Origin of the sequence: Flavobacterium sp. WV_118_3 (assembly GCF_039778605.1) — a bacterium.
Lineage (GTDB): Bacteria > Bacteroidota > Bacteroidia > Flavobacteriales > Flavobacteriaceae > Flavobacterium.
The window spans coordinates 1565650-1588257 of record NZ_CP156060.1 but is presented as its reverse complement, the minus strand read 5'-3'; the positions used below and the strand labels follow the sequence as shown (position 1 = coordinate 1588257).

Below are 22608 nucleotides of genomic sequence, written 5' to 3'. Positions count from 1 at the left end.
CTTAAAATATAAAATCATGGCAGAATTCATTAAAATTTATCCTGAAAACCCGAATCCGGCAGCCATTGCAAAAGTGGTTAAATGCCTAAAAGAGGGCGGACTGGTTATTTATCCGACGGATACCGTTTATGGTTTGGGTTGCGATATCACCAATTCGAGAGCATTGGAAAAAATCGCAAAAATCAAAGGCGTAAAGCTCGAAAAAGCAAATTTTTCGTTTGTATGCTGTGATTTGAGTAATTTATCGGATTATGTACGACAAATCGATACGGCTACTTTTAAGATTCTGAAAAGAGCTTTGCCGGGACCGTATACATTTATTCTTCCGGGAAACAACAATCTTCCAAAAGAATTTAAAAAGAAAAATACGGTCGGGATTCGTGTACCGGATAATGCTATTGCACTGGAAATTGTAAGACAGCTTGGAAATCCGATTGTTTCCACTTCCATACATGACGATGATGAGGTAATTGAATATACAACCGATCCGGAATTGATTTTTGAAAAATGGCAAAACCTGGTCGATATGGTTATTGATGGCGGTTATGGTGACAACCATGCTTCGACGGTTATCGACCTTTCCGGATTCGAACCGGTAGTTGTTCGGGAAGGAAAAGGCGATCCGGATATTTTGTAGTACTTTATTGAATTATCGGAAAAACTTTGGTTATACGATAATATATCAATAACTTAGCGTAACAAATCGGCTAAAAATATAACAATATAAAAGAGGTGTCATTCTTAATTAAATATTTAATTGGTTATTAAAAAAAATTAGGAATACATAAAAAGCAGGTCTTTTGGACCTGCTTTTTCATTTTTAGTATATAACGGTTTAGTTTTTACCGGTCATATTTTTCATTTCTTTTTCGATCATATCGTAGAACTGATCAATTTTAGGTAAAACCACGATACGGGTTCTTCTGTTTTTAGCTCTGTTCTCCGGCGTATCATTGTCGGCCAACGGAACATAGAAACTTCTTCCTGCTGCGATTAATTGTTTTGGATTTACACCCAAATCATCCTGTAAAACACGAACGATTGAAGTCGCTCTTTTTGCAGAAAGATCCCAGTTATCAACCAATACAGCGTTTTTAATTGGCACATTATCCGTGTGACCTTCTACCATACATTCGAAATCCGGTTTACTGTTTACCACTTTAGCTACTTTAGCCAACACTTCTTTAGCACGGTCGCTCACAACATAACTTCCGCTTTTGAAAAGTAGTTTATCAGCAATGGAAATAAATACCACACCTTTTTCTACATTTACCTGAATATCCGGATCGTTGATACCAACCGAACTTTTTAAACTGGTAACCAAAGCAAGCGTTACACTGTCTTTTTTCGTTAGAGCATCTTGTAAACGGGTAATTTTAAGGTCTTTTTCCTTAAGACTTTCCAATGATTTTTCAAGATTTTCAGCACCTTTTGAAGAAAGGGTAGTTAAATTCCCCATATTATTGATTAAATCGGAGTTGTTCTTCTTCAAAAATTCCATCTGGCTTGCCATATGGTCTTTTTCAGTTAAACACGTATTCAGTTTAACTGTACAGGTGTTTAACAGGTCCTGAATTTTTTTGTTCTCTTCTTCTAGAGCTGCAATTTTTTTCTTCGATCCGCAGGATGTTAGTGTAATTGCAAGTACCGAAAGGGCGATAACGACTTTTTTCATACAATGTTGAATTTATAAGGAATAACGAATTTACTAAGATTTTACTGCTTGTTAAAGTTTAAAACGATAAACAAATGTTAAATCTTAGTATCAAAAAACCTGCCATTTTTAATGAAGTAGCGGTAAACAATGGAGTCAATACGAAAATAATTTTCTTTTTGAGGATTGCTTCTTTTTGTTAAAAACCTGGAAATGAAACGATAAAATGAGAAATGAGCACGAATAACAGCCCAGGTATGTTTGGGTTTTCCCTGAAAAAAAAAGCGAATACCGGCAATTCCATCCAGACAAAGTCGGATAAAAATTATGGTGAATAGTTGTTTTTTGGGTAAATTTTTAACCATCATCCACAGCGAATTGCGGAAATTAAGGAATGTTTTATGCGGACTTCCGGTGTTTAAGGTAGCACCACCAACATGGTATACGGTTGATAAACCACAATATTTAATACTATATCCTTTGTTAAAAGCACGCCAGCAAAGGTCAATTTCTTCCTGATGGGCAAAAAAGTCGGAATCGAAGCCATTGAGTTCATGGAAAACATCTTTCCGAATAAACATACAGGCACCCGAAGCCCAGAAAATAGTGTGAATATCGTTATACTGACCATGGTCAGTTTCGATGGTTTCGAAAATTCGTCCCCGGCAAAACGGAAAACCATATTTGTCGATATAACCACCGGCTGCACCGGCATATTCAAAATGAGTTTTGCGTTTGTAATCCAGTATTTTGGGTTGTACGATTGCCGTTTCCGGTTCGTTATCAAAAAGAGCAATAACCGGTTGTAACCAGTTTGGTGTTACCTCAATATCGGAATTAACCAATACATAAATGGGTTCCTGAACCGATTGTAAGGCTTCGTTATAACCACCTGCAAATCCGAAATTGGCACGGTTTATAATAATGGAAACTGTAGGGAAATGTTCTTTTACAAAGGCAACCGACCTGTCGGTCGAGGCATTATCGGCTACATATACCGTAGCTTCCGGGGAGTTTTCGACAACAGAAGGTAAAAACTGTTCCAACAATTTTACACCATTCCAGTTGAGTATGACAATCGCTATTTTTTTCAAAATTTCAGGGGGTATTATACGGATGGAAAATCCGGTAATGTTCTTAGGAACTGGTATTCCTTTTTTTCGTAATCCATACGGCAAAAATAATGATTTAAGCCATTGGTGACCATTAAATAATCGGCTTCCAAAACCATGTTATATCGGGCGATCTGATCGAAAACCTGTTGGGTAATCGCTACTTCGGGCGCTTTGCATTCAACCAGCAGGAAAATTTTTCCGTCGGGTTTAAAAACCACCGCATCGTAGCGTTTTGTCAGTCCGTTGATTTTGATGACTTTCTCCACATTGATATAGGATGTGGAGTATTTTTTGTCCTGTAATAAAAACTGAATTACATGTTGACGTACCCATTCTTCGGGTGTGAGTTGGATAAATTTTTTACGGATAGCATCAAAAATAGCCACTTTATTTTCACTATTTTTGAACCGAAAGGAATAAGGCGGAAAATTCAGATTTTGCATAGTGCAAATATAAATTGAAGTTTTTGATTTCCGGGTAATTGCTAAAGAAACTGTTTTGGAGGAAGTACTAAAGATTATAAAAGATATTAAAGCCGGCGACATTAAACCGATTTATTTTTTAATGGGAGAAGAACCTTATTATATTGATAAACTAACGGATTATATCGAGGATACTATTTTATCGGAAGAGGAAAAAGGCTTTAACCAGATGGTTTTATACGGTCGTGATGTTACGATAGACGATATTGTATCGAATGCAAAACGCTATCCGATGATGGCCGACAGACAAGTCGTGATTGTTAAAGAAGCGCAGGAATTGTCGCGAACGATTGACAAACTGGAAAGTTATGCCGAAAATCCACAGCCAACGACGGTTTTGGTGGTATGTTATAAATACAAAACGTTGGACAAACGTAAAAAAGTGACCAAAGTACTGGAAAAAGCCGGCGTAGTTTTCGAGAGTAAAAAGCTGTATGAAAACCAGGTCGGTGACTGGCTTAAACGGGTGTTATCCGGTAAAGGATATCAGATTGAGCCGAAAGCCGCTGCGATGTTGGTGGAATTTTTGGGAACCGATTTAAGCAAGATTGCCAACGAACTCGATAAACTCGCGATTATTTTACCAAAAGGAAGTACGATTAGTCCAAAAATAATTGAAGATAACATCGGATTTAGCAAAGATTATAACAACTTTGAGTTACGCAAGGCGATAGGTGAGAAGAACCAGTTAAAAGCCTATCAGATCGCGGATTATTTTGCTCAAAATCCAAAAGACAACCCATTGGTCGTGACAACCGGACTTATTTTCGGATTCTTTTCCCAATTGTTGCAATACCACGGATTAAAAGACAAAAGTCCGGCTAATGCTGCGAAGGTGCTAAAAGTGAATCCGTATTTTCTAAAAGATTACGATGTCGCCTTGCGAAACTATCCGATGAAAAAGGTAAGCCAGATTGTCGCCGTTTTACGCGATATAGACGTAAAAAGCAAAGGAGTAGGCGCCAATGCTTTACCGCAACAGGATTTGCTAAAAGAAATGCTGGTTAAGATATTCAATTAGATTAATATTTTTAAGGCTGTGATATTATTACGATATTTGCGATTCAAAAAAACTAAAGAATATGGGCATGAATAAAAATACCATTTTAGGGTGGGCCACTCTGATAATGGTTTTAATGGGATTATTATTAATCGGACTGGCAGTTTACCGATATGCCGACGTAGCCGGTTGGGGATTTGGAGCAGTAGGAATCGGATTTTTTGCCATTGCATGGGTATTTAATGCTTTAAAGGGAAGAGTATAAGACTCTTTTCGCACGATACAAACAAAACCCGAAACATACGTTTCGGGTTTTGTTTTTTACACTTATATCACACCAAACAGGTTTTCAAAACCTGTTTGGTGTAAAAAGGTAGCCAATCATTTGATTGATGTAAGGTAATCCGTTTTCCTATTTTTACAACACCAGACAGGTGTGATCTTATTGAGCAATTTTTTTATAAATGATTTCATTTGGAGGAAAAACAACATCACCGGACCATTTTTTATTTTCATAGTCATAATTTTCCCAACTAATATATTGTAAATATTCTCCCTTATTTACAAGTTTATTTTTTCGGATTATCCTTGTTTTATAGTTGTTTTCTTCATTAACACTGAGTACATTCGAGAGTAAATCAATTTCAATTAAAGTAATGGTGTCTTTTTTTATTTCGTATTTCCCGGAATACGGATAGTTCATCTCGCAATTATAATTTTCGTAAGTACCGTCTGCTTTAAATATGATGGAACTAATACAGTGTTCTAAGAATTTATATTCCCATTTGGTATTTACCAATGGATTTTGTTTTTCCTGTATGGCAAAGGAAAATATCGTAAGTAATAATAATAGATAATTCATGACGAATCGTATTAAGTAGATTTCTAATTAGGACTGGGACGTAAGTAGTAGGAGCCTTCAAACTCAGGCCCTGCAGTATTCATAAAGTCATTGTGTAAAGGACGTGATTCTGGACCACAACCGCTTGTCTGGCAACCAGCAGAATATGGATTTTTATTAGAATCATATAAAGACTCTTGATACTGATTCCCTGCATGAAAGAATATTTGTGTCATATGATCTTTTGGACTGCCCGGAGCAGTAGGGACAGATCCACCTCCATTAATAAGAATTGCTAAATCTTCTCGTCCTCGTGCGATATAACCTCCTCGTCCCTGAGCATTGGCTGGATACAAGCCCTCTGCTAATGTTCCATATTTATTTACATCAGATGGGACGGTATTGCCCATAATCTCCGCAGAAGAACCGTTCTTATTGCTTTCAAGATACAGTTCGAATTTGGCACTGTTTATGGGTTCGTTTAAGTTGGAATCTCGGTTATGTGTTCCCACCAGTACATTTGGGCCCAAATATGTTTCCCCGGTTTTGGTCGTGCCTTGTGAGGTTGCATTTTCGTCCCAATAAATAGTTCCGTTTTCGGCTTCCACCCAATGCTGTCCGTCTATAAATTCATTGGAAAGCTTTTTTTTAGAAAGCGAACCAACTTCCAATATTTTGCCGGAAGTTTCCTCATACGGATCGACTTCACAGGATACAAATAGTAAGGCAAAAAGAATTGCCAATAGTTGTATTCTCATAAAATAAGATTTAAAAATTAATAATTGATTTATGAGGGAATGTTGTTTGGGAAACTATTTCACACCAGACAGGTTTTAAAAACCTGTTTGGTGTTCCATAACGTTATTTATTCTTTTGTAAAAAAATAATCCTCTTTCCATTTTTGAGTATCGTTATCCCATAATCGGATATAGCCTAATTGATTTTTATTTTTAATAATCATCTTATATTTTTTTGAACCCATCCGATGATGCGAGTTTTCCGGAAATTCATGGTCAAAAACGCCATATTTTTGGTTGAAGTGAACCGTGTCTTTTTTTAAAAAGTACGTTCCTATGATGGTATCTCCTGTTTCTGCATTGTAAAATTTATAGTTTTCTATATCATTAAATACAAAGAAGCTTTTAACGTCATCATGACCAAAATTATAACTCCACTTAGTGTTCACTAGTTTTTCAATATGACTTTTAGAAACAGAACAAGCCGTACATACAAAGCAAAATAACAGTATTGTTCTTTTGACAAATTCTTTCATGATTTATGCATTAAGGTTTTCTTAAATAGTAATTTCCTTCAAATCCCTCAGCTTCTTTTATAAAATCGTTATAAACCGGTAAACTTCCTTTGCCTGATCCACCTGTCTGACAGCCGGCTGAAATAGGAAATACATTTCCATGTTCATCAGGATGTGTATATAATGATTCTCTTCCGTAATTCCCTTTATGAAATAATACCTGATCTATAACATGTTCCGAGCTAGGTTTTAACGATCTATCGTTATAATAATTTTTAGGATTATTAGGATTACCGTTTACAGTTGGTAAATTACGTCCACCATTAATTAATAAGGCGCCATCATTTTTATAAATAGTATATTTTGCCGGATATAACCCTTCTGCCAAAGTTCCATATTTCTGTACATCAGCCGGGACGGTATTGCCCATAATCTCAGCAGATGAGTCATTCTTGTTTTTTTCAAGATACAGTTCAAATTTGGCACTGTTAATCGGTTCGTTCAGGTTGGAATCCCGGTTATGAGTTCCCACCAGAACATTGACACCCAAATAGGTTTCTCCGGGTTTGGTTGTGTCCTGTGAAGTCGCGTTTTCATCCCAGTAAATGGTTCCGTCTGCGGCCTCCACCCAATGTTCTTCGTCCTTAAATGTATGGGGAGCCTTCATTTTAGAAAGCGAACCGACGTCCAATGTTTTGCCGGAAGTTTCCTCAAACGGATCGACCTCGCAGGATACGAATAGTAAGGCAAAAAGAATTGCCAATAGTTGTATTCTCATAAAATAAGATTTAAAAATTAATAATTGATTTATGAGGGAAACATATGATGGGGCTTTCAAAAGTTTTAATTACAAGTAGTATAAACATTGGAGCATTGGTCTTCTGGAGCCATCCATCCCCTGTAGCATTTATTTTTCAGAGTCATTTCGACATACAACCATTTTCCGGAGCATGACAGTATCGTTAAAGGTTCGGGAAAATATTCTTTAATGCTGTATAAAACATTACTTTGGCTATTAGAATCAGCATATAAATACAATATTCTATTATATGCAGCAGAATATATACCCACATTTTTATTTTTAATCCACCCCGATTTTTTTAAACTATCATTGATAGAAAAGGGGATTACCCTTAGATAACCTTTTTTATGTTTTGTAATTGAAAAATTATAATACACCTCATTGAAGGGATCGTTTTTAATAGTATAGAGTATTGTTTGTGTATTATTGTTATTGTAAAGCGGAATTTGTTTTTGATCAGGAATAAGAAACCCATTACATTGGCAATCCTGAATTTGACTCACACTATTTTGTGAAGCAAGTAGTACTAGTAAAAAAGAAAGTATTTTCATATTATTTTCGAATTACTTGAAGTGTTCCTTCTTTTACACCTTGTAGTTGCTGGTTGAACTGATCCCAGCCATTATTTATTGAGATACCTTCTGTATCATATATACTCGGTACAATCAATAAGCAGCCTTCACTAATACCATTTTTCCCATTGTTATACGTTCCTGCGAAACCGTTTTTATTTGAGGTATGGATAAAAATTCCGTTTTTAAATTCTCTGTTAGTAGATGCGTTCGGATTTGGATTGTAACCGTTTAAAGCAGGAATATTACCTCTGTTTTCTACAGCCCAATGTGATTGTAATTTACCTGATTTTCCACGATCATCATAGTTAAATTGGTATCTACCATCTGCAATAGCGCCAAATTTTTTGTTGTCGGATCCCATAGTAAAACCGTCGTAATTTTTAATATCATTTGTTCCGGATGGACCATAGACTTTTGCTTTTGCAAGTTTTGCATCTTCTCCGAAAAGATTATTTTCTGTACCTGGTTTTTCATTTACACTCCCGTTAAAAAGAATTACGGCTTCTCCCAAATAGGTTTCTCCGGGTTTGGTTGTGTCCTGTGAAGTCGCGTTTTCATCCCAGTAAATGGTTCCGTCTGCGGCCTCCACCCAATGTTCTTCGTCCTTACATGTATGGGGAGCCTTCATTTTAGAAAGCGAACCGACGTCCAATGTTTTGCCGGAAGTTTCCTCAAACGGATCGACCTCACAGGATACGAATAGCAGGGCAAAAAGGATAGGTAATACTAATTTTGTGCTCATAAAATTGTGATTTTAAATTAATAATCGTTTTATGAGGGAGATGATAGCTTTTTATTCAGTCATAAACCTTTCTTTGGATTATTTTAATCTGTTTATAATTAGCTGTATTTCAGAGTATAGATTGCTGTTTTTCGGGAGTATAGCTAGTTGTTGTTTAAAAAAAAGATGACTCGTTTTTTTATTTGATAAGAGAAGCTGTTTTTTTCTTCCGTTTGATATAAGGGTAACAATATAGGAACCAAAGGGGTATTCAGTTGCAGAGTTAAAAGTATCAGGATTTGTATGTTGCTGTTTTAAAATAGATTGTGCTATCGATTTTAGACTATAAGTATCTAAAACAAAACATTTTTGTAACTCATTTGTCATATTATCAGTATTGCATACAGTCTGAATATATATTTTCGCAAGTGACTTATCCATTATCCCAATAGGTTCATAAATAATAACTTGCGATATACAGGTCGGAGAAGTCAGGGAAATAACTAAGAATATGTAAATAGTATATTTTTTCATTTTTTATATTTTTAAGTTCTATAGCTTATGGTAAAGTTTTATTATAAGCTGCAATAGTTTTGTCTTGAAAACTTGAAGGAGAATTGATTTCTATTGGTAAAGGTACAGCTACTCCTTCTTTTGTTTCAAATCCATATCTTATAGTAACAGCAGGTTTATATTCATTTCCCTTGTTAATGACTGTTGAAAGTTCTCCTTCCCATTTAATTCCGTTTTGTGAACCGCTCCTTGTTGGTCTGTCATAAAATATTAAATTTTGCCCTTCTTTATTTTTATAATTAGGTAATTCTGTATCTGTCCAATAAAAGGGTTTAGAATCGTCTGCCGGCTGCGGATCGTTATAGGGAGAAGAAGCACCGCCTAATGGATCGTTGGTTCTAATAGTTTGAATCCACCGGACTTCTGAATCGCTTTTGGAGCGATTACTATACCCTGCTTTTATTTCTACACCGACACCATTTACAGTATGTGTTTTGTATTTGGATATTGATAATCCATTATAAGTAGCACCCAAATAGGTTTCTCCGGGTTTGGTTGTACCTTGTGAGGTCGCGTTTTCGTCCCAGTAAATGGTTCCATTTTCGGCCTCCACCCAATGTTCTTCGTCCTTACATGTATGGGGAGCCTTCATTTTAGAAAGCGAACCGACGTTCAGTGTTTTGCCGGAAGTTTCCTCATACGGATCGACTTCACAGGATACGAATAGTAAGGCCAAAAAGATAGGTAATACTAATTTTGTTCTCATAAAATAAGATTTAAAAATGAATAATCGTTTTATGAGGGAGTGTTGTTTGGGAAACTATTTCACATCTGACAGATTTTAGAAACCTGTCAGGTGTTCCATGACGTTATTTATTCTTTTGTAAAGAAATAATCTTCTTTCCATTTTTGAGTATCGTTATCCCATAGTTCCATAAAACCTAATTGATTCTTATTTCGAATAAGCATCTGGTATTTTTTTTCACCAGCTATATGCTGAGGGTTTTCCGGAAATTCATGATCACAATCACCATATTTTTGATCAATATATATTGTGTCTTTATTAAAAATATAAGTACCGAAAGTCGAGACTCCTGTCTCAGCTTCAAAAAAAATATAATTCTTTTTATCTTCAAATTTAAAGTAACTGATAACTCCATCATGTCCAAAATCATAACTCCACTTTGTATTTGCTAGTTCTTTATTAGAGTTTTTAGAAACAGCGCACGACAGACTTATAAAGCACAATAACCACCAATTATTTTTTAAAATTTTTTTCATGATCTACCTTTTTATAGAAAATTTCCGGGATAGAATCTTGTTTAGGTTTTACCCATTTTCCATCGACAAAATCTTCCAGATCAAAAAAACGTAGTTTGTTATTCTCGACACGACCTTTCATTCGATTTTTGACAACTTTGTTTGTTTCTCCAGGTAAATTAGACGCTAAATCTATTTCGACAAAATATATAATACCTCCTTTTAGTTCGTATGTACCGGAAAAAGGATAGTCTATTTCACAACTATAATTTTCATAAATGCCGTTTGCTCTAAAGAGAATATAATTCACACATCCTTCGGCGACTGTATATTCCCATTTGGTGTTAACCAATGGATTTTGTTGTTCCTGTGTCGTATAGGAAAACAGGGTGAATAATAGTAATAGATAATTCATGACGTTATTTATTCTTTTGTAAAAAAATAATCTTCTTTCCATTTTTGAGTATTGTTATTCCATAGTTCCATAAAACCTAATTGATTCTTATTTCTAATAAGCATTTTATATTCCATTTTCCCTTGTCGATGCCTTGAGTTTTCCGGAAAATCTTCATCAAAAATGCTACATTCCTGATTGAAGTTTATAGTGTCATTTTTATAGAAGTAAGTGCCAATTGTAGTATCTCCTGTTTCTGCATTATAAAAGCTATAGTTTTTTAGATTTTCAAATAAAACATAGTTTGATTCTCCATCATTATAACCAAAATCATAAGACCATTTTGTATTTGCCAATTTTTGATTAGGATGCTTATAAATCGCACATGACAGACATATAAAACAAAATAACCAACAACTATTTTTTAAGTTTTTTTTCATGATTTATTTTTTAAGTTTTTCTTAAATAGTAATTTCCTTCAAATCCCTCAGCTTCTTTTATAAAATCTCTATAGAGAGGTAAACTTCCTCTACCAGATCCACCCGTCTGACATCCAGCTGAAATAGGAAGTACATTTCCATGTTTATCTGGATATGTAGATAATGATTCTCTTTTGTAATTTCCTTTATGAAATAATACCTGATCTAAAACATGTTCCGAGCTTGGTTTTAAGGATCCATCGTCATAATAATTTTTGGGGTTATTGGGATTCCCGTTTACAGTTGGTAGATTACGTCCACCATTAATTAATAAGGCCCCATCATTTTTATAAATAGTATGTTTGGCCGGATATAACCCTTCGGCCAAAGTTCCATACTTTTTTACATCGGCAGGGACGGTATTTCCCATGATCTCTGCTGATGAGCCATTCTTATTTTTTTCAAGGTACAGTTGAAATCTGGCGCTGTTAATCGGTTCGTTCAGGTTGGAATCCCGGTTATGAGTTCCCACCAGAACATTGGCACCCAAATAAGTTTCTCCGGGTTTGGTTGTACCCTGTGAAGTCGCGTTTTCATCCCAGTAAATAGTTCCGTCTTCGGCCTCCACCCAATGTTCTTCGTCCTTACATGTATGGGGAGCCTTCATTTTAGAAAGCGAACCGATTTCCAATGTTTTGCCAGAAGTTTCCTCAAACGGATCGACTTCACAGGATACGAATAGTAAGGCAAAAAGGATAGGTAATACTAATTTTGTGCTCATAAAATAAGATTTAAAAATTAATAATCGTTTTATGAGGGAATGTTGTTTGGGAAACTATTTCACATCTGACAGATTTTAGAAACCTGTCAGGTGTTCCATGACGTTATTTATTCTTTTGTAAAGAAGTAATCTTCTTTCCATTTTTGAGCATCGTTATCCCATAGTTCCATAAAACCTAATTGATTCTTATTTCTAATAAGCATTTTATATTCCATTTTCCCTTGTCGATGCCTTGAGTTTTCCGGAAAATCTTCATCAAAAATGCTACATTCCTGATAAAAGTGTATGGTGTCATTTTTATAGAAATAGGTGCCAATTGTGATATCACCATTTTCGCCATTATAAAAGCTATAATTCTTAGTATCTTTAAATAAAACGTAGCTTACTAATTCATCATCTTTATAACCAAAATCATACGACCATTTTGTGTTTATCAACTCTTGATTAGGATGCTTATAAATCGTACATGACAGACTTATAAAACACAATAACAACCAACTATTTTTTAATTTTTTTTTCATGGTTTACCTTTTTATAGAAAATTTCCGGAATAGGATTTAGTTTAGGTTTTACCCATTTTTCATCGATAAAATCTTCCCTGTCAAAAAATTTTAACTGATCATTTTGGATGATGCCCTTCATTCGGCTTTTAATGTCTTTTTTTGTATTTTCAGGTAAATCGGATATAAAATCGATTTCGATAAGATAAATAGTATCTTTTTTAAATTCATATTTCCCAGAAAAAGGATACGTTATTTCACAATTATAGTCTTCATAATCATTGTTTTCTTTAAAATAAACATAGTTTATGCAGTCCTCATTGACTTTATATTCCCACCGGGTGTTAACCAATGGATTTTGTTGCTTCCGTGTCGTATAGGAAAACAACGTGAGTAGTAGTAGTAGATAACTCATAAGGTTCGTATTAATTAGGATTTGGGCGTAAGTAATAGGAACCCTCAAATTCAGGCCCTGCTGTATTCATAAAATCATTATGTAAAGGGCGCGATTCAGGGCCACAACCGCTTGTCTGGCAACCCGTAGAAATTGCTCCAATACTTCTGTCGGATTTAGTGTAGATTAAACTAGGTTTTGAATAATTCCCAGCATGAAAAAATATCCCGGTCATAGAAGTTTTCGGACTGCCCGGAGCAGTTGGAACGGATCGCCCTTCGTTAATCATGATTGCTAAATCTTCGTCCTTACATGTATGGGGAGCCTTCATTTTAGAAAGCGAACCGACGTCCAATGTTTTGCCGCAAGTTTCCTCCAGCGGATCGACCTCACAGGATATGAATAGTAAGGCAAAAAGGATAGGTAATACTAATTTTGTGCTCATAAAATAAGATTTAAAAATTAATAATCGTTTTATGAGGGAGTGTTGTTTGGGAAAAACACCGTCTTTATTTGGCAACTTTTATATAAAATATTTTTTCAGGAAAAATAATATCGCCGGACCATTTGTTATTTTCAGGATCATAATTTTCCCAACTGACATATTGTAAAAAACTTCCTTTATAGATCAATTTATTTTTACAGATAATTCCTGTTTTATAGTTATTTTCTTCATTAATACTTGGGACATCCGAGAGTAAATCAATTTCAATTAAATAAATAGTATCCCGTTTTATTTTGTATATCCCTGAATAAGGGTAGTCTCTTTCACAATTATAATTTTCGTAAGTTCCGTCAGCTCTAAATAAAATATTGCTAATACAGTCTTCAGCGAATTTATATTCCCATCGGGTGTTTACCAATGGATTTTGCTTTTCCTGTGTGGCAAAGGAAAATAGCGTAAGTAATAATAGATAATTCATAACGAATCGTATTAAGTAGATTTCTAATTAGGATTGGGACGTAAGTAGTAAGAACCTTCAAAATCAGGTTCTGATCCATTTACATCTGACAGATTTTAAAAGTCTATCAGATGTAAATGAAATAAGTGGTTTATGGTGTTACTTTTATATAAAAGATTTCATTTGGAGGAAAAATAATATCACCAGACCATTTGTTATTTTCATGGTCATAATTTTCCCAACTGACATATTGTAAAAAACTTCCTTTATAGATCAATTTATTTTTACAGATAATTCCTGTTTTATAGTTATTTTCTTCATTAATACTTGGGACATCCGAGAGTAAATCAATTTCAATTAAATAAATAGTATCCCGTTTTATTTTGTATATCCCTGAATAAGGGTAGTCTCTTTCACAATTATAATTTTCGTAAGTTCCGTCAGCTCTAAATAAAATATTGCTAATACAGTCTTCAGCGAATTTATATTCCCATTTGTTGGTTATCAATAGATTACGCTTTTCCTGTATTTTACAGGAAAATAACAAGAATAATAAAACTAAATATTTCATGACTATTCGGATTTTAAAATTTGTGGACGTAAGTAATATGAACCATTAAAATGGGTTCCTGCTACATTCATAAATGCATTGTGTAGAGGGCGGGAATTTGGTCCACAACCACTTGTCTGGCAACCTGAAGAGTATGGCTTGTCATTAGAATCATATAAAGATTCCCGATGGCCATTTCCTGAATGAAAGAATATTTGAGTCATAGAACCCTTTGGACTGCCTGGAGCAGTCGGAACAGATCTCCCTTCGTTAATAATCATTGCTAAATCCACTTTGCCGCGATTTATATAACCTCTTCGTCCTTGAGTTCTGGCCGGATATAACCCTTCGGCTAAAGTCCCATACTTCTTTACATCAGCCGGGACGGTATTTCCCATAATGGTTGCTGATGTCCCGTTTTTATTTTTTTCAAGATACAGTTCAAATCTGGCGCTGTTAATCGGTTCGTTGAGGTTGGAATCCCGGTTATGAGTTCCCACCAGAACATTGGCACCCAAATAGGTTTCTCCGGGTTTGGTTGTGTCCTGTGAGGTTGCATTTTCGTCCCAGTAAATGGTTCCGTCTTCGGCCTCCACCCAATGTTCTTCGTCCTTACATGTATGGGGAGCCTTCATTTTAGAAAGCGAACCAACGTCCAATGTTTTGCCGGAAGTTTCCTCAAACGGATCGACCTCACAGGATACGAATAGCAGGGCAAAAAGAATTGCCAATAGTTGTGTTCTCATAAAAAGGATTTAAAAATTAATAATTGATTTATGAGGGAATGTTGTTTGGGAAACTATTTCACATCTGACAGATTTTAGAAACCTGTCAGGTGTTCCATGACGTTATTTATTCTTTTGTAAAGAAGTAATCTTCTTTCCATTTTTGAGCATCGTTATCCCATAGTTCCATAAAACCTAATTGATTCTTATTTCTAATAAGCATTTTATATTCCATTTTCCCTTGTCGATGCCTTGAGTTTTCCGGAAAATCTTCATCAAAAATGCTACATTCCTGATAAAAGTGTATGGTGTCATTTTTATAGAAATAGGTGCCAATTGTGATATCACCATTTTCGCCATTATAAAAGCTATAATTCTTAGTATCTTTAAATAAAACGTAGCTTACTAATTCATCATCTTTATAACCAAAATCATACGACCATTTTGTGTTTATCAACTCTTGATTAGGATGCTTATAAATCGTACATGACAGACTTATAAAACACAATAACAACCAACTATTTTTTAATTTTTTTTTCATGGTTTACCTTTTTATAGAAAATTTCCGGAATAGGATTTAGTTTAGGTTTTACCCATTTTTCATCGATAAAATCTTCCCTGTCAAAAAATTTTAACTGATCATTTTGGATGATGCCCTTCATTCGGCTTTTAATGTCTTTTTTTGTATTTTCAGGTAAATCGGATATAAAATCGATTTCGATAAGATAAATAGTATCTTTTTTAAATTCATATTTCCCAGAAAAAGGATACGTTATTTCACAATTATAGTCTTCATAATCATTGTTTTCTTTAAAATAAACATAGTTTATGCAGTCCTCATTGACTTTATATTCCCACCGGGTGTTAACCAATGGATTTTGTTGCTTCCGTGTCGTATAGGAAAACAACGTGAGTAGTAGTAGTAGATAACTCATAAGGTTCGTATTAATTAGGATTTGGGCGTAAGTAATAGGAACCCTCAAATTCAGGCCCTGCTGTATTCATAAAATCATTATGTAAAGGGCGCGATTCAGGGCCACAACCGCTTGTCTGGCAACCCGTAGAAATTGCTCCAATACTTCTGTCGGATTTAGTGTAGATTAAACTAGGTTTTGAATAATTCCCAGCATGAAAAAATATCCCGGTCATAGAAGTTTTCGGACTGCCCGGAGCAGTTGGAACGGATCGCCCTTCGTTAATCATGATTGCTAAATCTTCGTCCTTACATGTATGGGGAGCCTTCATTTTAGAAAGCGAACCGACGTCCAATGTTTTGCCGCAAGTTTCCTCCAGCGGATCGACCTCACAGGATATGAATAGTAAGGCAAAAAGGATAGGTAATACTAATTTTGTGCTCATAAAATAAGATTTAAAAATTAATAATCGTTTTATGAGGGAGTGTTGTTTGGGAAAAACACCGTCTTTATTGGGCAACTTTTATATAAAATATTTTATTGGAAGGAAAAACAATATCTCCTGACCATTTTTTATTTTCAGGATCATAATTTTCACAACTGACATATTGTAAAAAACTTCCTTTATAGATCAATTTATTTTTACAGATAATTCCTGTTTTATAGTTATTTTCTTCATTGACATCAGGCACTTCTGATTCAAAACCTATTTCAAATAAAGTTATGGTGTCTTTTATAATTTCGCATTTCCCGGAATAGGTAAGGTACCTTTCATAGCTATAATCTTCATAAGTGCCGTCTGCTTTAAACGTAAGGTAACTAATGCAATTTTCTGCAAATTTATATTCCCATTTGGTGTTAACCAATGGATTTTGTTGTTCCTGTATCGTATAGGAAAACAGGCTGAATAATAGTAATAGATAATTCATAACGTTATTTATTCTTTTGTGAAAAAGTAATTCTCGATCCAATTTTTGTTATTATTATCCCATAACTTCATGAATCCTAATTGATTCTTATTTCGAATAAGCATCAGGTATTTTTTTTCACCAGCTTTATGCTGAGGGTTTTCCGGAAATTCATGATCACAATCACCATATTTTTGATGAATATATATTGTGTCCTTATTAAAAATATAAGTACCGAAAGTCGAGACTCCTGTCTCAGCTTCAAAAAAAATATAATTCTTTTTATCTTCAAATTTAAAGTAACTGATAACTCCATCATGCCCAAAATCATAACTCCACTTTGTATTTGCTAGTTCTTTATTAGAGTTTTTAGAAACAGCGCACGACAGACTTATAAAGCACAATAACCACCAATTATTTTTTAAAATTTCTTTCATAATTTTTCTTCTATTATGGTTTTCTTAAATAATAGTTACCTTCAAATCCTTCAGCTTCTTTTATAAAATCTCTATAAACCGGTAAACTACCGTTACCTGATCCACCTGTCTGGCAGCCGGTTGAGATAGGAGCCCTGTAACCGTGTTCATCTGGAAGCTTATACAATGATTCCCTTCCATAATTCCCTTTATGAAATAGTATATGATCTAAAACATGTTCCGAGTTTGGTTTTAGTGATCCATCGTTATAATAATTTTTAGGGTTATTAGGATTACCGTTTACGGTAGGTAAATCACGGCCACCATTAATTAATAAGGCTCCATCTTTATTATAAATCCGATAAGTTGCCGGATATAACCCTTCGGCTAAAGTCCCATACTTCTTTACATCAGCCGGGACGGTATTTCCCATAATTTCAGCGGAAGAACCTTCCTTGTTTTTTTCAAGATACAGTTCAAATTTGGCGCTGTTAATCGGTTCGTTTAGGTTGGAATCTCGGTTATGAGTTCCCACCAGGACATTTGGACCCAAATAGGTTTCTCCGGGTTTGGTTGTGTCCTGTGAGGTTGCATTTTCGTCCCAATAAATGGTTCCGTTTGCGGCTTCCACCCAATGCTGTCCGTCCTTAAGTGTATTGGAAAGCTTTCTTTTAGAAAGCGAACCAACGTCCAATGTTTTGCCTGAAGTTTCCTCAAACGGATCGACTTCACAGGATACAAATAGTAAGGCAAAAAAGATAGGTAATACTAATTTCGTGCTCATAAAATTCTGATTTTAAATTAATAATCGTTTTATGAGGGAGTGTTATTTATTGCATCTGACAGATGTTAATAATGCAGCTTTATTTGGCAACTTTTATATAAAATATTTTTTCAGGAAAAATAATATCGCCGGACCATTTGTTATTTTCATGGTCATAATTTTCCCAACTGACATATTGTAAAAAACTTCCTTTATAGATCAATTTATTTTTACAGATAATTCCTGTTTTATAGTTATTTTCTTCATTAATACTTGGGACATCCGAGAGTAAATCAATTTCAATTAAATAAATAGTATCCCGTTTTATTTTGTATATCCCTGAATAAGGGTAGTCTCTTTCACAATTATAATTTTCGTAAGTTCCGTCAGCTCTAAATAAAATATTGCTAATACAGTCTTCAGCGAATTTATATTCCCATTTGTTGGTTATCAATAGATTACGCTTTTCCTGTATTTTACAGGAAAATAACAAGAATAATAAAACTAAATATTTCATGACTATTCGGATTTTAAAATTTGTGGACGTAAGTAATATGAACCATTAAAATGGGTTCCTGCTACATTCATAAATGCATTGTGTAGAGGGCGGGAATTTGGTCCACAACCACTTGTCTGGCAACCTGAAGAGTATGGCTTGTCATTAGAATCATATAAAGATTCCCGATGGCCATTTCCTGAATGAAAGAATATTTGAGTCATAGAACCCTTTGGACTGCCTGGAGCAGTCGGAACAGATCTCCCTTCGTTAATAATCATTGCTAAATCCACTTTGCCGCGATTTATATAACCTCTTCGTCCTTGAGTTCTGGCCGGATATAACCCTTCGGCTAAAGTCCCATACTTCTTTACATCAGCCGGGACGGTATTTCCCATAATGGTTGCTGATGTCCCGTTTTTATTTTTTTCAAGATACAGTTCAAATCTGGCGCTGTTAATCGGTTCGTTGAGGTTGGAATCCCGGTTATGAGTTCCCACCAGAACATTGGCACCCAAATAGGTTTCTCCGGGTTTGGTTGTGTCCTGTGAGGTTGCATTTTCGTCCCAGTAAATGGTTCCGTCTTCGGCCTCCACCCAATGTTCTTCGTCCTTACATGTATGGGGAGCCTTCATTTTAGAAAGCGAACCAACGTCCAATGTTTTGCCGGAAGTTTCCTCAAACGGATCGACTTCACAGGATACAAATAGTAAGGCAAAAAAGATAGGTAATACTAATTTCGTGCTCATAAAATTCTGATTTTAAATTAATAATCGTTTTATGAGGGAGTGTTATTTATTGCATCTGACAGATGTTAATAATGCAGCTTTATTTGGCAACTTTTATATAAAATATTTTTTCAGGAAAAATAATATCGCCGGACCATTTGTTATTTTCATGGTCATAATTTTCCCAACTGACATATTGTAAAAAACTTCCTTTATATATCAATTTATTTCTTCGTATGATCCCTGTTTTATAGTTGTTTTCTTCATTAACACTGGGTACATCCGATAGCAAGTCAATTTCTAATAAAGTTATGGTGTCTTTTTTTATTTCGTATTTACCAGAATAGTGATAGCCCCATTCACAGTTATAATTTTCGTAGGTACCGTCTGCTTTAAACGTAAGGTAACTAATGCAATTTTCGGCGACTTTATTTTCCCATTTGGTGTTTACCAATGGATTTTGTTGTTCCTGTGTCGTATAGGAAAACAGGGTGAGTAATAGTAATAGATAATTCATAACGTTATTTATTCTTTTGTGAAGAAGTAATCTTCTTTCCATTTTTTAGCATTGTTATCCCATAGTTCCATAAAACCTAATTGATTCTTATTTCTAATAAGCATTTTATATTCCATTTTTCCTTGTCGATGCCTTGAGTTTTCTGGAAAATCTTCATCAAAAATGCTACATTCCTGATTGAAGTTTATAGTGTCATTTTTATAGAAGTAAGTACCAATTGTAGTATCTCCAGTTTCTGCGTTATAATAGCTATAGTTTTTTAGATCTTCAAATAAAACATAGTTTGATATTCCATCATTATTACCAAAATCATAACTCCATTTAGTGTTTGCCAATCCTTGATTAGGATGCTTATAAATCGCACATGACAGACATATAAAACAAAATAACCAACAACTATTTTTTAAATTTTTTTTCATGATTTATTTTTTAAGGTTCTCTTAAATAGTAATTCCCTTCAAATCCCTCAGCTTCCTTTATAAAATCTCTATAGAGAGGTAAACTACCGTCACCTGATCCACCTGTCTGACAGCCAGCTGAAATGGGAAATACATTTCCGTGTTTATCTGGATATGTAGATAATGATTCTCGTTTAAAATTTCCTTTATGAAATAGTACCTGATCTATAACATGTTCAGAGGTTGGTTTTAAGGATCCATCGTTATAATAATTTTTTGGATTATTGGGATTCCCGTTTACGGTTGGTAAATTACGTCCACCATTAATTAATAAGGCTCCATCATTTTTATAAGTAGTATATCTGGCCGGATATAACCCTTCGGCCAAAGTCCCATATTTCTGTACATCGGCAGGGACGGTATTTCCCATAATCTCAGCTGATGAGCCATTCTTGTTTTTTTCAAGATACAGTTCAAATTTGGCGCTGTTAATCGGTTCATTCAGGTTGGAATCCCGGTTATGAGTTCCCACCAGAACATTGGCACCCAAATAAGTTTCTCCGGGTTTGGTTGTACCTTGTGAAGTTGCATTTTCATCCCAGTAAATGGTTCCGTCTGCGGCCTCCACCCAATGTTCTTCGTCCTTACATGTATGGGGAGCCTTCATTTTAGAAAGCGAACCGACGTCCAATGTTTTGCCGGAAGTTTCCTCATACGGATCGACTTCACAGGATACGAATAGTAAGGCCAAAAAGATAGGTAATACTAATTTTGTGCTCATAAAATTGTGATTTTAAATTAATAATCGTTTTATGAGGGAGTGTTGTTTGGAAAAATATGCCCCTGTTATCAGTAAGAGAAAAAGTATTCCGAGGAATAAAAAAAAAAGTAGTGTTTGTTAATCGGCTATTTTTCGATAACGAATATTATAAAGTTAAAGCTAATATTCGAAGTAAAAAGGACAGATTTGGGGCAATTGCAGACAAAGGCTAATCGGCAGGCTGGTGTAAAGCAATCCGGTTGCCTTCCGAATCCTTAAATTCGGCCACATAGCCCAATTCACCATTAGACGTTTTAGGATACAATGCTGCTCCGCCATTAGCAATTGCTTTTTCCAGTGTCTTTTCGATCGCATCGGAATGAAAATAAAGCACCACACCATCCAACGTTGGGATATAAATTTCTCCTTTTGCCAGCGCTCCGGAAATACCGGGTAACACATCCGAGAGCGGAAAAAGCGCCATTTCATTATGATCGATACTTGTTTTTTCAAAAGTAAAACCGAAAACAGCGGTATAAAACCGTATCGCCCGATCCAGATCGGTAACGGGAATTTCAAAATAAACGACGGGGTTTGATTGTATAGCCATTGGGATGATTGGTGGGAATACGTTTTTATAATTGTAACATTAATTATATTTACTTTAAAGTAACCGTATACCGTTCGGTGATTGTATAGTTTTTGTCTTTAAGGATGATCTCATAAGTCCCCGGTTCCAGATATAGTGGCGGAATTTCTTTTCCGGTAATTTCGACAATATCGGCCGGGATGCCTTTCTGATCGTATTCTTTAGCACGATAGGCGGTAACCAATGCTGGTGTGTTTTTGATCTTTTTTTTCGGAACGGTATACGCAACCCGACCGTCTTGAAGCCAACCCGGACGGTTGTTCTGATAATTTGTTTCAGGATGTAGTACGACAATATCGGTTTGTTTCGGATTGGATAAGCCGTTAAAGATAGCTCCGGATTCCAGTCGCAATACCACCGACTCTTTTTGGGAGATACGATTTATAAAAGGATGATTAAGTGCCGGATTTCCTTTTTCGGGATAAAGCGTCTGATTAATCGTCAACGGATCGATTCCCATATATTCCTTTAGCCGACCAGCCATGGCTTTTTCCCAGGGTTTATAGTCGTTTTCAAAAACATGATCATGGCCGCAGTGAATTAATACTTTTCCTTTGGGATGACTGTCGAGGAATCGTTTGATGTTTTGTGCCTGTTCGATTTCGCGTTCTTTTCCGTTTTTGCCATCGGATGCCTCGTACCCAAATACCGTAAAACCGATTTGTAAGGCTTCGGATAGCAGGTTTCCGAATTCCGGTTCCCGGGTATAAAAACCACTGTCCAGTACCGGAAATTTCCGTTTGTTGATCAGGGTATCGTGTAACGCTTCCAATCCGAGGTAACGGTAACCGTTATCATACAATCCTTTTAGCAACGACTGCGTAAATGTCCGGTGTCGGGCATTGGTATGCGCCTCATTAATCACAATAAGTGATTCGCTTTTAGAACGGTTAAGGATATAATTACGGGCATTTAACGGTTTGGATTTTGCAAACAGCAAACTATCAGAAGTTGTCATTGGAGCCGGTTTTCGAAAGCCGTTTTTATCCCATATTTCCAGGGCTGTTTTATAATACCCGCTGATCGAAAAAGAGGTGGCACTCATCTGGTATTTCCAGGCAGTAGTGTCTTTTTCCAGACTTCGATACAGATCGATAGAAAATTTATACGAATCGTTTTCCGATTGTGCCTGAGCGACAATGGTGAATAAGGAGAATGCTATTAATTTGAATTTCATAT

The 22608-nt window shown here is 35.4% G+C and carries 37 protein-coding genes; 3 read left to right on the top strand and 34 right to left on the bottom strand.

Annotation, left to right across the window (positions count from 1 at the left end; all coding sequences use genetic code 11):
• Positions 1-16 precede the first annotated feature (16 nt).
• Entirely contained in the window at positions 17-637 is a 621-nt protein-coding gene (locus tag ABFU83_RS07410; protein ID WP_347069895.1) for an L-threonylcarbamoyladenylate synthase, read from the top strand.
• Positions 638-835: 198 nt separating this feature from the next.
• Here the strand turns inward: ABFU83_RS07410 and ABFU83_RS07405 are convergent, their stop codons facing one another.
• From ABFU83_RS07405 to ABFU83_RS07395, 3 genes are all read right to left on the bottom strand, one after another.
• On the bottom strand, positions 836-1675 hold the full coding sequence (locus ABFU83_RS07405; protein WP_347069894.1) for an OmpA family protein: 840 nt from the start codon (positions 1673-1675) through the stop codon (positions 836-838).
• 77 nt (positions 1676-1752) lie between these two features.
• Positions 1753-2748: a glycosyltransferase family 2 protein gene (locus tag ABFU83_RS07400; RefSeq protein WP_347069893.1), complete on the bottom strand. Its 996-nt coding sequence runs from the start codon at positions 2746-2748 to the stop codon at positions 1753-1755.
• 14 nt (positions 2749-2762) lie between these two features.
• Positions 2763-3212: a type I restriction enzyme HsdR N-terminal domain-containing protein gene (locus ABFU83_RS07395; RefSeq protein WP_347069892.1), complete on the bottom strand. Its 450-nt coding sequence runs from the start codon at positions 3210-3212 to the stop codon at positions 2763-2765.
• 55 nt (positions 3213-3267) lie between these two features.
• Between ABFU83_RS07395 and holA the strand changes: the two genes are divergently transcribed.
• Together holA and ABFU83_RS07385 are read left to right on the top strand one after the other, a co-directional pair.
• Positions 3268-4272 carry a DNA polymerase III subunit delta gene (gene holA, locus ABFU83_RS07390; protein ID WP_347069891.1) on the top strand — a complete coding sequence of 335 codons (1005 nt, stop codon included), beginning with the start codon at positions 3268-3270 and terminating at the stop codon, positions 4270-4272.
• A gap of 61 nt (positions 4273-4333) precedes the next feature.
• Entirely contained in the window at positions 4334-4516 is a 183-nt protein-coding gene (locus ABFU83_RS07385) for a CAL67264 family membrane protein (RefSeq protein ID WP_136401298.1), read from the top strand.
• A 177-nt stretch (positions 4517-4693) separates the two neighbouring features.
• On the opposite strand, the gene ABFU83_RS07380 is transcribed toward ABFU83_RS07385, so the two are convergent.
• The 31 genes from ABFU83_RS07380 to ABFU83_RS07230 form a co-directional block, all read right to left on the bottom strand.
• Positions 4694-5113 (bottom strand): hypothetical protein, encoded by a 420-nt coding sequence (locus tag ABFU83_RS07380; RefSeq protein WP_347069890.1) that lies wholly within the window; start codon positions 5111-5113, stop codon positions 4694-4696.
• A gap of 23 nt (positions 5114-5136) precedes the next feature.
• Entirely contained in the window at positions 5137-5850 is a 714-nt protein-coding gene (locus ABFU83_RS07375; RefSeq protein ID WP_347069889.1) for a hypothetical protein, read from the bottom strand.
• 107 nt (positions 5851-5957) lie between these two features.
• Positions 5958-6365, bottom strand: coding sequence for a hypothetical protein (locus ABFU83_RS07370; RefSeq protein WP_347069888.1), 408 nt, complete (start codon positions 6363-6365; stop codon positions 5958-5960).
• 10 nt (positions 6366-6375) lie between these two features.
• Positions 6376-7122 carry a hypothetical protein gene (locus ABFU83_RS07365; RefSeq protein WP_347069887.1) on the bottom strand — a complete coding sequence of 249 codons (747 nt, stop codon included), beginning with the start codon at positions 7120-7122 and terminating at the stop codon, positions 6376-6378.
• 65 nt (positions 7123-7187) lie between these two features.
• The gene (locus ABFU83_RS07360; protein WP_347069886.1) at positions 7188-7697 is read right to left on the bottom strand and encodes a hypothetical protein; all 510 of its coding nucleotides are present in this window, start codon (positions 7695-7697) and stop codon (positions 7188-7190) included.
• Between the two features lies 1 nt (position 7698).
• The gene (locus ABFU83_RS07355) at positions 7699-8463 is read right to left on the bottom strand and encodes a hypothetical protein (RefSeq protein ID WP_347069885.1); all 765 of its coding nucleotides are present in this window, start codon (positions 8461-8463) and stop codon (positions 7699-7701) included.
• A gap of 78 nt (positions 8464-8541) precedes the next feature.
• Positions 8542-8976 carry a hypothetical protein gene (locus ABFU83_RS07350; RefSeq protein WP_347069884.1) on the bottom strand — a complete coding sequence of 145 codons (435 nt, stop codon included), beginning with the start codon at positions 8974-8976 and terminating at the stop codon, positions 8542-8544.
• Positions 8977-9001: 25 nt separating this feature from the next.
• Positions 9002-9721 carry a hypothetical protein gene (locus tag ABFU83_RS07345; protein ID WP_347069883.1) on the bottom strand — a complete coding sequence of 240 codons (720 nt, stop codon included), beginning with the start codon at positions 9719-9721 and terminating at the stop codon, positions 9002-9004.
• Between the two features lie 107 nt (positions 9722-9828).
• Positions 9829-10236, bottom strand: a complete 408-nt coding sequence (locus ABFU83_RS07340) for a hypothetical protein (RefSeq protein ID WP_347069882.1) — start codon at positions 10234-10236, stop codon at positions 9829-9831.
• Positions 10214-10630: a hypothetical protein gene (locus tag ABFU83_RS07335; RefSeq protein WP_347069881.1), complete on the bottom strand. Its 417-nt coding sequence runs from the start codon at positions 10628-10630 to the stop codon at positions 10214-10216. Before ABFU83_RS07335 ends, ABFU83_RS07340 begins: the two co-directional genes overlap by 23 nt.
• Before the next feature lie 8 nt (positions 10631-10638).
• Entirely contained in the window at positions 10639-11049 is a 411-nt protein-coding gene (locus tag ABFU83_RS07330; protein WP_347069880.1) for a hypothetical protein, read from the bottom strand.
• A gap of 10 nt (positions 11050-11059) precedes the next feature.
• Positions 11060-11809 (bottom strand): hypothetical protein, encoded by a 750-nt coding sequence (locus ABFU83_RS07325; protein WP_347069879.1) that lies wholly within the window; start codon positions 11807-11809, stop codon positions 11060-11062.
• Between the two features lie 107 nt (positions 11810-11916).
• Positions 11917-12330 carry a hypothetical protein gene (locus ABFU83_RS07320; protein ID WP_347069875.1) on the bottom strand — a complete coding sequence of 138 codons (414 nt, stop codon included), beginning with the start codon at positions 12328-12330 and terminating at the stop codon, positions 11917-11919.
• Complete coding sequence (locus tag ABFU83_RS07315) at positions 12308-12724, bottom strand: hypothetical protein (protein WP_347069874.1); 417 nt, start codon at positions 12722-12724, stop codon at positions 12308-12310. Before ABFU83_RS07315 ends, ABFU83_RS07320 begins: the two co-directional genes overlap by 23 nt.
• Positions 12725-12734: 10 nt before the next feature.
• The gene (locus ABFU83_RS07310) at positions 12735-13148 is read right to left on the bottom strand and encodes a hypothetical protein (protein ID WP_347069873.1); all 414 of its coding nucleotides are present in this window, start codon (positions 13146-13148) and stop codon (positions 12735-12737) included.
• 64 nt (positions 13149-13212) lie between these two features.
• Complete coding sequence (locus tag ABFU83_RS07305; RefSeq protein ID WP_347069878.1) at positions 13213-13626, bottom strand: hypothetical protein; 414 nt, start codon at positions 13624-13626, stop codon at positions 13213-13215.
• Positions 13627-13756: 130 nt separating this feature from the next.
• The gene (locus tag ABFU83_RS07300) at positions 13757-14176 is read right to left on the bottom strand and encodes a hypothetical protein (RefSeq protein ID WP_347069877.1); all 420 of its coding nucleotides are present in this window, start codon (positions 14174-14176) and stop codon (positions 13757-13759) included.
• A 2-nt stretch (positions 14177-14178) separates the two neighbouring features.
• On the bottom strand, positions 14179-14901 hold the full coding sequence (locus ABFU83_RS07295) for a hypothetical protein (RefSeq protein ID WP_347069876.1): 723 nt from the start codon (positions 14899-14901) through the stop codon (positions 14179-14181).
• A gap of 106 nt (positions 14902-15007) precedes the next feature.
• Positions 15008-15421, bottom strand: a complete 414-nt coding sequence (locus tag ABFU83_RS07290; RefSeq protein WP_347069875.1) for a hypothetical protein — start codon at positions 15419-15421, stop codon at positions 15008-15010.
• Positions 15399-15815 carry a hypothetical protein gene (locus ABFU83_RS07285; protein WP_347069874.1) on the bottom strand — a complete coding sequence of 139 codons (417 nt, stop codon included), beginning with the start codon at positions 15813-15815 and terminating at the stop codon, positions 15399-15401. Before ABFU83_RS07285 ends, ABFU83_RS07290 begins: the two co-directional genes overlap by 23 nt.
• Positions 15816-15825: 10 nt before the next feature.
• The gene (locus ABFU83_RS07280) at positions 15826-16239 is read right to left on the bottom strand and encodes a hypothetical protein (RefSeq protein ID WP_347069873.1); all 414 of its coding nucleotides are present in this window, start codon (positions 16237-16239) and stop codon (positions 15826-15828) included.
• Positions 16240-16303: 64 nt separating this feature from the next.
• The gene (locus ABFU83_RS07275) at positions 16304-16723 is read right to left on the bottom strand and encodes a hypothetical protein (protein WP_347069872.1); all 420 of its coding nucleotides are present in this window, start codon (positions 16721-16723) and stop codon (positions 16304-16306) included.
• Positions 16724-16731: 8 nt separating this feature from the next.
• The gene (locus tag ABFU83_RS07270) at positions 16732-17139 is read right to left on the bottom strand and encodes a hypothetical protein (RefSeq protein ID WP_136401304.1); all 408 of its coding nucleotides are present in this window, start codon (positions 17137-17139) and stop codon (positions 16732-16734) included.
• 13 nt (positions 17140-17152) lie between these two features.
• Positions 17153-17902, bottom strand: a complete 750-nt coding sequence (locus ABFU83_RS07265; protein WP_347069871.1) for a hypothetical protein — start codon at positions 17900-17902, stop codon at positions 17153-17155.
• Positions 17903-17981: 79 nt separating this feature from the next.
• The gene (locus ABFU83_RS07260) at positions 17982-18398 is read right to left on the bottom strand and encodes a hypothetical protein (protein ID WP_347069870.1); all 417 of its coding nucleotides are present in this window, start codon (positions 18396-18398) and stop codon (positions 17982-17984) included.
• Positions 18399-18400: 2 nt separating this feature from the next.
• Positions 18401-19126 (bottom strand): hypothetical protein, encoded by a 726-nt coding sequence (locus ABFU83_RS07255; protein WP_347069869.1) that lies wholly within the window; start codon positions 19124-19126, stop codon positions 18401-18403.
• Between the two features lie 79 nt (positions 19127-19205).
• Positions 19206-19622 (bottom strand): hypothetical protein, encoded by a 417-nt coding sequence (locus ABFU83_RS07250; protein WP_136401306.1) that lies wholly within the window; start codon positions 19620-19622, stop codon positions 19206-19208.
• 8 nt (positions 19623-19630) lie between these two features.
• Positions 19631-20041: a hypothetical protein gene (locus ABFU83_RS07245; protein ID WP_136401307.1), complete on the bottom strand. Its 411-nt coding sequence runs from the start codon at positions 20039-20041 to the stop codon at positions 19631-19633.
• A 10-nt stretch (positions 20042-20051) separates the two neighbouring features.
• Positions 20052-20801, bottom strand: a complete 750-nt coding sequence (locus ABFU83_RS07240; protein ID WP_347069868.1) for a hypothetical protein — start codon at positions 20799-20801, stop codon at positions 20052-20054.
• Between the two features lie 208 nt (positions 20802-21009).
• Positions 21010-21390, bottom strand: coding sequence for a VOC family protein (locus tag ABFU83_RS07235; RefSeq protein WP_347069867.1), 381 nt, complete (start codon positions 21388-21390; stop codon positions 21010-21012).
• Positions 21391-21439: 49 nt separating this feature from the next.
• Entirely contained in the window at positions 21440-22606 is a 1167-nt protein-coding gene (locus tag ABFU83_RS07230) for a hypothetical protein (protein ID WP_347069866.1), read from the bottom strand.
• Between the last annotated feature and the right edge of the window lie 2 nt (positions 22607-22608).

Excerpts from the sequence above, each read along its gene's own strand:
- ABFU83_RS07235 (WP_347069867.1), bottom strand. The coding sequence starts at position 21,390 with ATGGCTATACAATCAAACCCCGTCGTTTATTTTGAAATTCCCGTTACC.
- ABFU83_RS07315 (WP_347069874.1), bottom strand. The coding sequence starts at position 12,724 with ATGAGTTATCTACTACTACTACTCACGTTGTTTTCCTATACGACACGG.
- ABFU83_RS07360 (WP_347069886.1), bottom strand. The coding sequence starts at position 7,697 with ATGAAAATACTTTCTTTTTTACTAGTACTACTTGCTTCACAAAATAGT.
- ABFU83_RS07265 (WP_347069871.1), bottom strand. The coding sequence starts at position 17,902 with ATGAGCACGAAATTAGTATTACCTATCTTTTTTGCCTTACTATTTGTA.
- ABFU83_RS07290 (WP_347069875.1), bottom strand. The coding sequence starts at position 15,421 with ATGAAAAAAAAATTAAAAAATAGTTGGTTGTTATTGTGTTTTATAAGT.
- ABFU83_RS07350 (WP_347069884.1), bottom strand. The coding sequence starts at position 8,976 with ATGAAAAAATATACTATTTACATATTCTTAGTTATTTCCCTGACTTCT.
- ABFU83_RS07285 (WP_347069874.1), bottom strand. The coding sequence starts at position 15,815 with ATGAGTTATCTACTACTACTACTCACGTTGTTTTCCTATACGACACGG.
- ABFU83_RS07380 (WP_347069890.1), bottom strand. The coding sequence starts at position 5,113 with ATGAATTATCTATTATTATTACTTACGATATTTTCCTTTGCCATACAG.
- ABFU83_RS07375 (WP_347069889.1), bottom strand. The coding sequence starts at position 5,850 with ATGAGAATACAACTATTGGCAATTCTTTTTGCCTTACTATTTGTATCC.
- ABFU83_RS07275 (WP_347069872.1), bottom strand. The coding sequence starts at position 16,723 with ATGAATTATCTATTACTATTATTCAGCCTGTTTTCCTATACGATACAG.
- ABFU83_RS07245 (WP_136401307.1), bottom strand. The coding sequence starts at position 20,041 with ATGAAAAAAAATTTAAAAAATAGTTGTTGGTTATTTTGTTTTATATGT.
- ABFU83_RS07370 (WP_347069888.1), bottom strand. The coding sequence starts at position 6,365 with ATGAAAGAATTTGTCAAAAGAACAATACTGTTATTTTGCTTTGTATGT.
- ABFU83_RS07300 (WP_347069877.1), bottom strand. The coding sequence starts at position 14,176 with ATGAAATATTTAGTTTTATTATTCTTGTTATTTTCCTGTAAAATACAG.
- ABFU83_RS07340 (WP_347069882.1), bottom strand. The coding sequence starts at position 10,236 with ATGAAAAAAATTTTAAAAAATAATTGGTGGTTATTGTGCTTTATAAGT.
- ABFU83_RS07365 (WP_347069887.1), bottom strand. The coding sequence starts at position 7,122 with ATGAGAATACAACTATTGGCAATTCTTTTTGCCTTACTATTCGTATCC.
- ABFU83_RS07320 (WP_347069875.1), bottom strand. The coding sequence starts at position 12,330 with ATGAAAAAAAAATTAAAAAATAGTTGGTTGTTATTGTGTTTTATAAGT.
- ABFU83_RS07295 (WP_347069876.1), bottom strand. The coding sequence starts at position 14,901 with ATGAGAACACAACTATTGGCAATTCTTTTTGCCCTGCTATTCGTATCC.
- ABFU83_RS07345 (WP_347069883.1), bottom strand. The coding sequence starts at position 9,721 with ATGAGAACAAAATTAGTATTACCTATCTTTTTGGCCTTACTATTCGTA.
- ABFU83_RS07305 (WP_347069878.1), bottom strand. The coding sequence starts at position 13,626 with ATGAATTATCTATTATTACTTACGCTATTTTCCTTTGCCACACAGGAA.
- ABFU83_RS07240 (WP_347069868.1), bottom strand. The coding sequence starts at position 20,801 with ATGAGCACAAAATTAGTATTACCTATCTTTTTGGCCTTACTATTCGTA.
- ABFU83_RS07410 (WP_347069895.1), top strand. The coding sequence starts at position 17 with ATGGCAGAATTCATTAAAATTTATCCTGAAAACCCGAATCCGGCAGCC.
- ABFU83_RS07385 (WP_136401298.1), top strand. The coding sequence starts at position 4,334 with ATGGGCATGAATAAAAATACCATTTTAGGGTGGGCCACTCTGATAATG.
- ABFU83_RS07250 (WP_136401306.1), bottom strand. The coding sequence starts at position 19,622 with ATGAATTATCTATTACTATTACTCACCCTGTTTTCCTATACGACACAG.
- ABFU83_RS07330 (WP_347069880.1), bottom strand. The coding sequence starts at position 11,049 with ATGAAAAAAAACTTAAAAAATAGTTGTTGGTTATTTTGTTTTATATGT.
- ABFU83_RS07395 (WP_347069892.1), bottom strand. The coding sequence starts at position 3,212 with ATGCAAAATCTGAATTTTCCGCCTTATTCCTTTCGGTTCAAAAATAGT.
- ABFU83_RS07335 (WP_347069881.1), bottom strand. The coding sequence starts at position 10,630 with ATGAATTATCTATTACTATTATTCACCCTGTTTTCCTATACGACACAG.
- ABFU83_RS07255 (WP_347069869.1), bottom strand. The coding sequence starts at position 19,126 with ATGAGCACGAAATTAGTATTACCTATCTTTTTTGCCTTACTATTTGTA.
- ABFU83_RS07280 (WP_347069873.1), bottom strand. The coding sequence starts at position 16,239 with ATGAGCACAAAATTAGTATTACCTATCCTTTTTGCCTTACTATTCATA.
- ABFU83_RS07405 (WP_347069894.1), bottom strand. The coding sequence starts at position 1,675 with ATGAAAAAAGTCGTTATCGCCCTTTCGGTACTTGCAATTACACTAACA.
- ABFU83_RS07230 (WP_347069866.1), bottom strand. The coding sequence starts at position 22,606 with ATGAAATTCAAATTAATAGCATTCTCCTTATTCACCATTGTCGCTCAG.
- ABFU83_RS07325 (WP_347069879.1), bottom strand. The coding sequence starts at position 11,809 with ATGAGCACAAAATTAGTATTACCTATCCTTTTTGCCTTACTATTCGTA.
- ABFU83_RS07270 (WP_136401304.1), bottom strand. The coding sequence starts at position 17,139 with ATGAAAGAAATTTTAAAAAATAATTGGTGGTTATTGTGCTTTATAAGT.
- ABFU83_RS07260 (WP_347069870.1), bottom strand. The coding sequence starts at position 18,398 with ATGAAATATTTAGTTTTATTATTCTTGTTATTTTCCTGTAAAATACAG.
- ABFU83_RS07355 (WP_347069885.1), bottom strand. The coding sequence starts at position 8,463 with ATGAGCACAAAATTAGTATTACCTATCCTTTTTGCCCTGCTATTCGTA.
- ABFU83_RS07310 (WP_347069873.1), bottom strand. The coding sequence starts at position 13,148 with ATGAGCACAAAATTAGTATTACCTATCCTTTTTGCCTTACTATTCATA.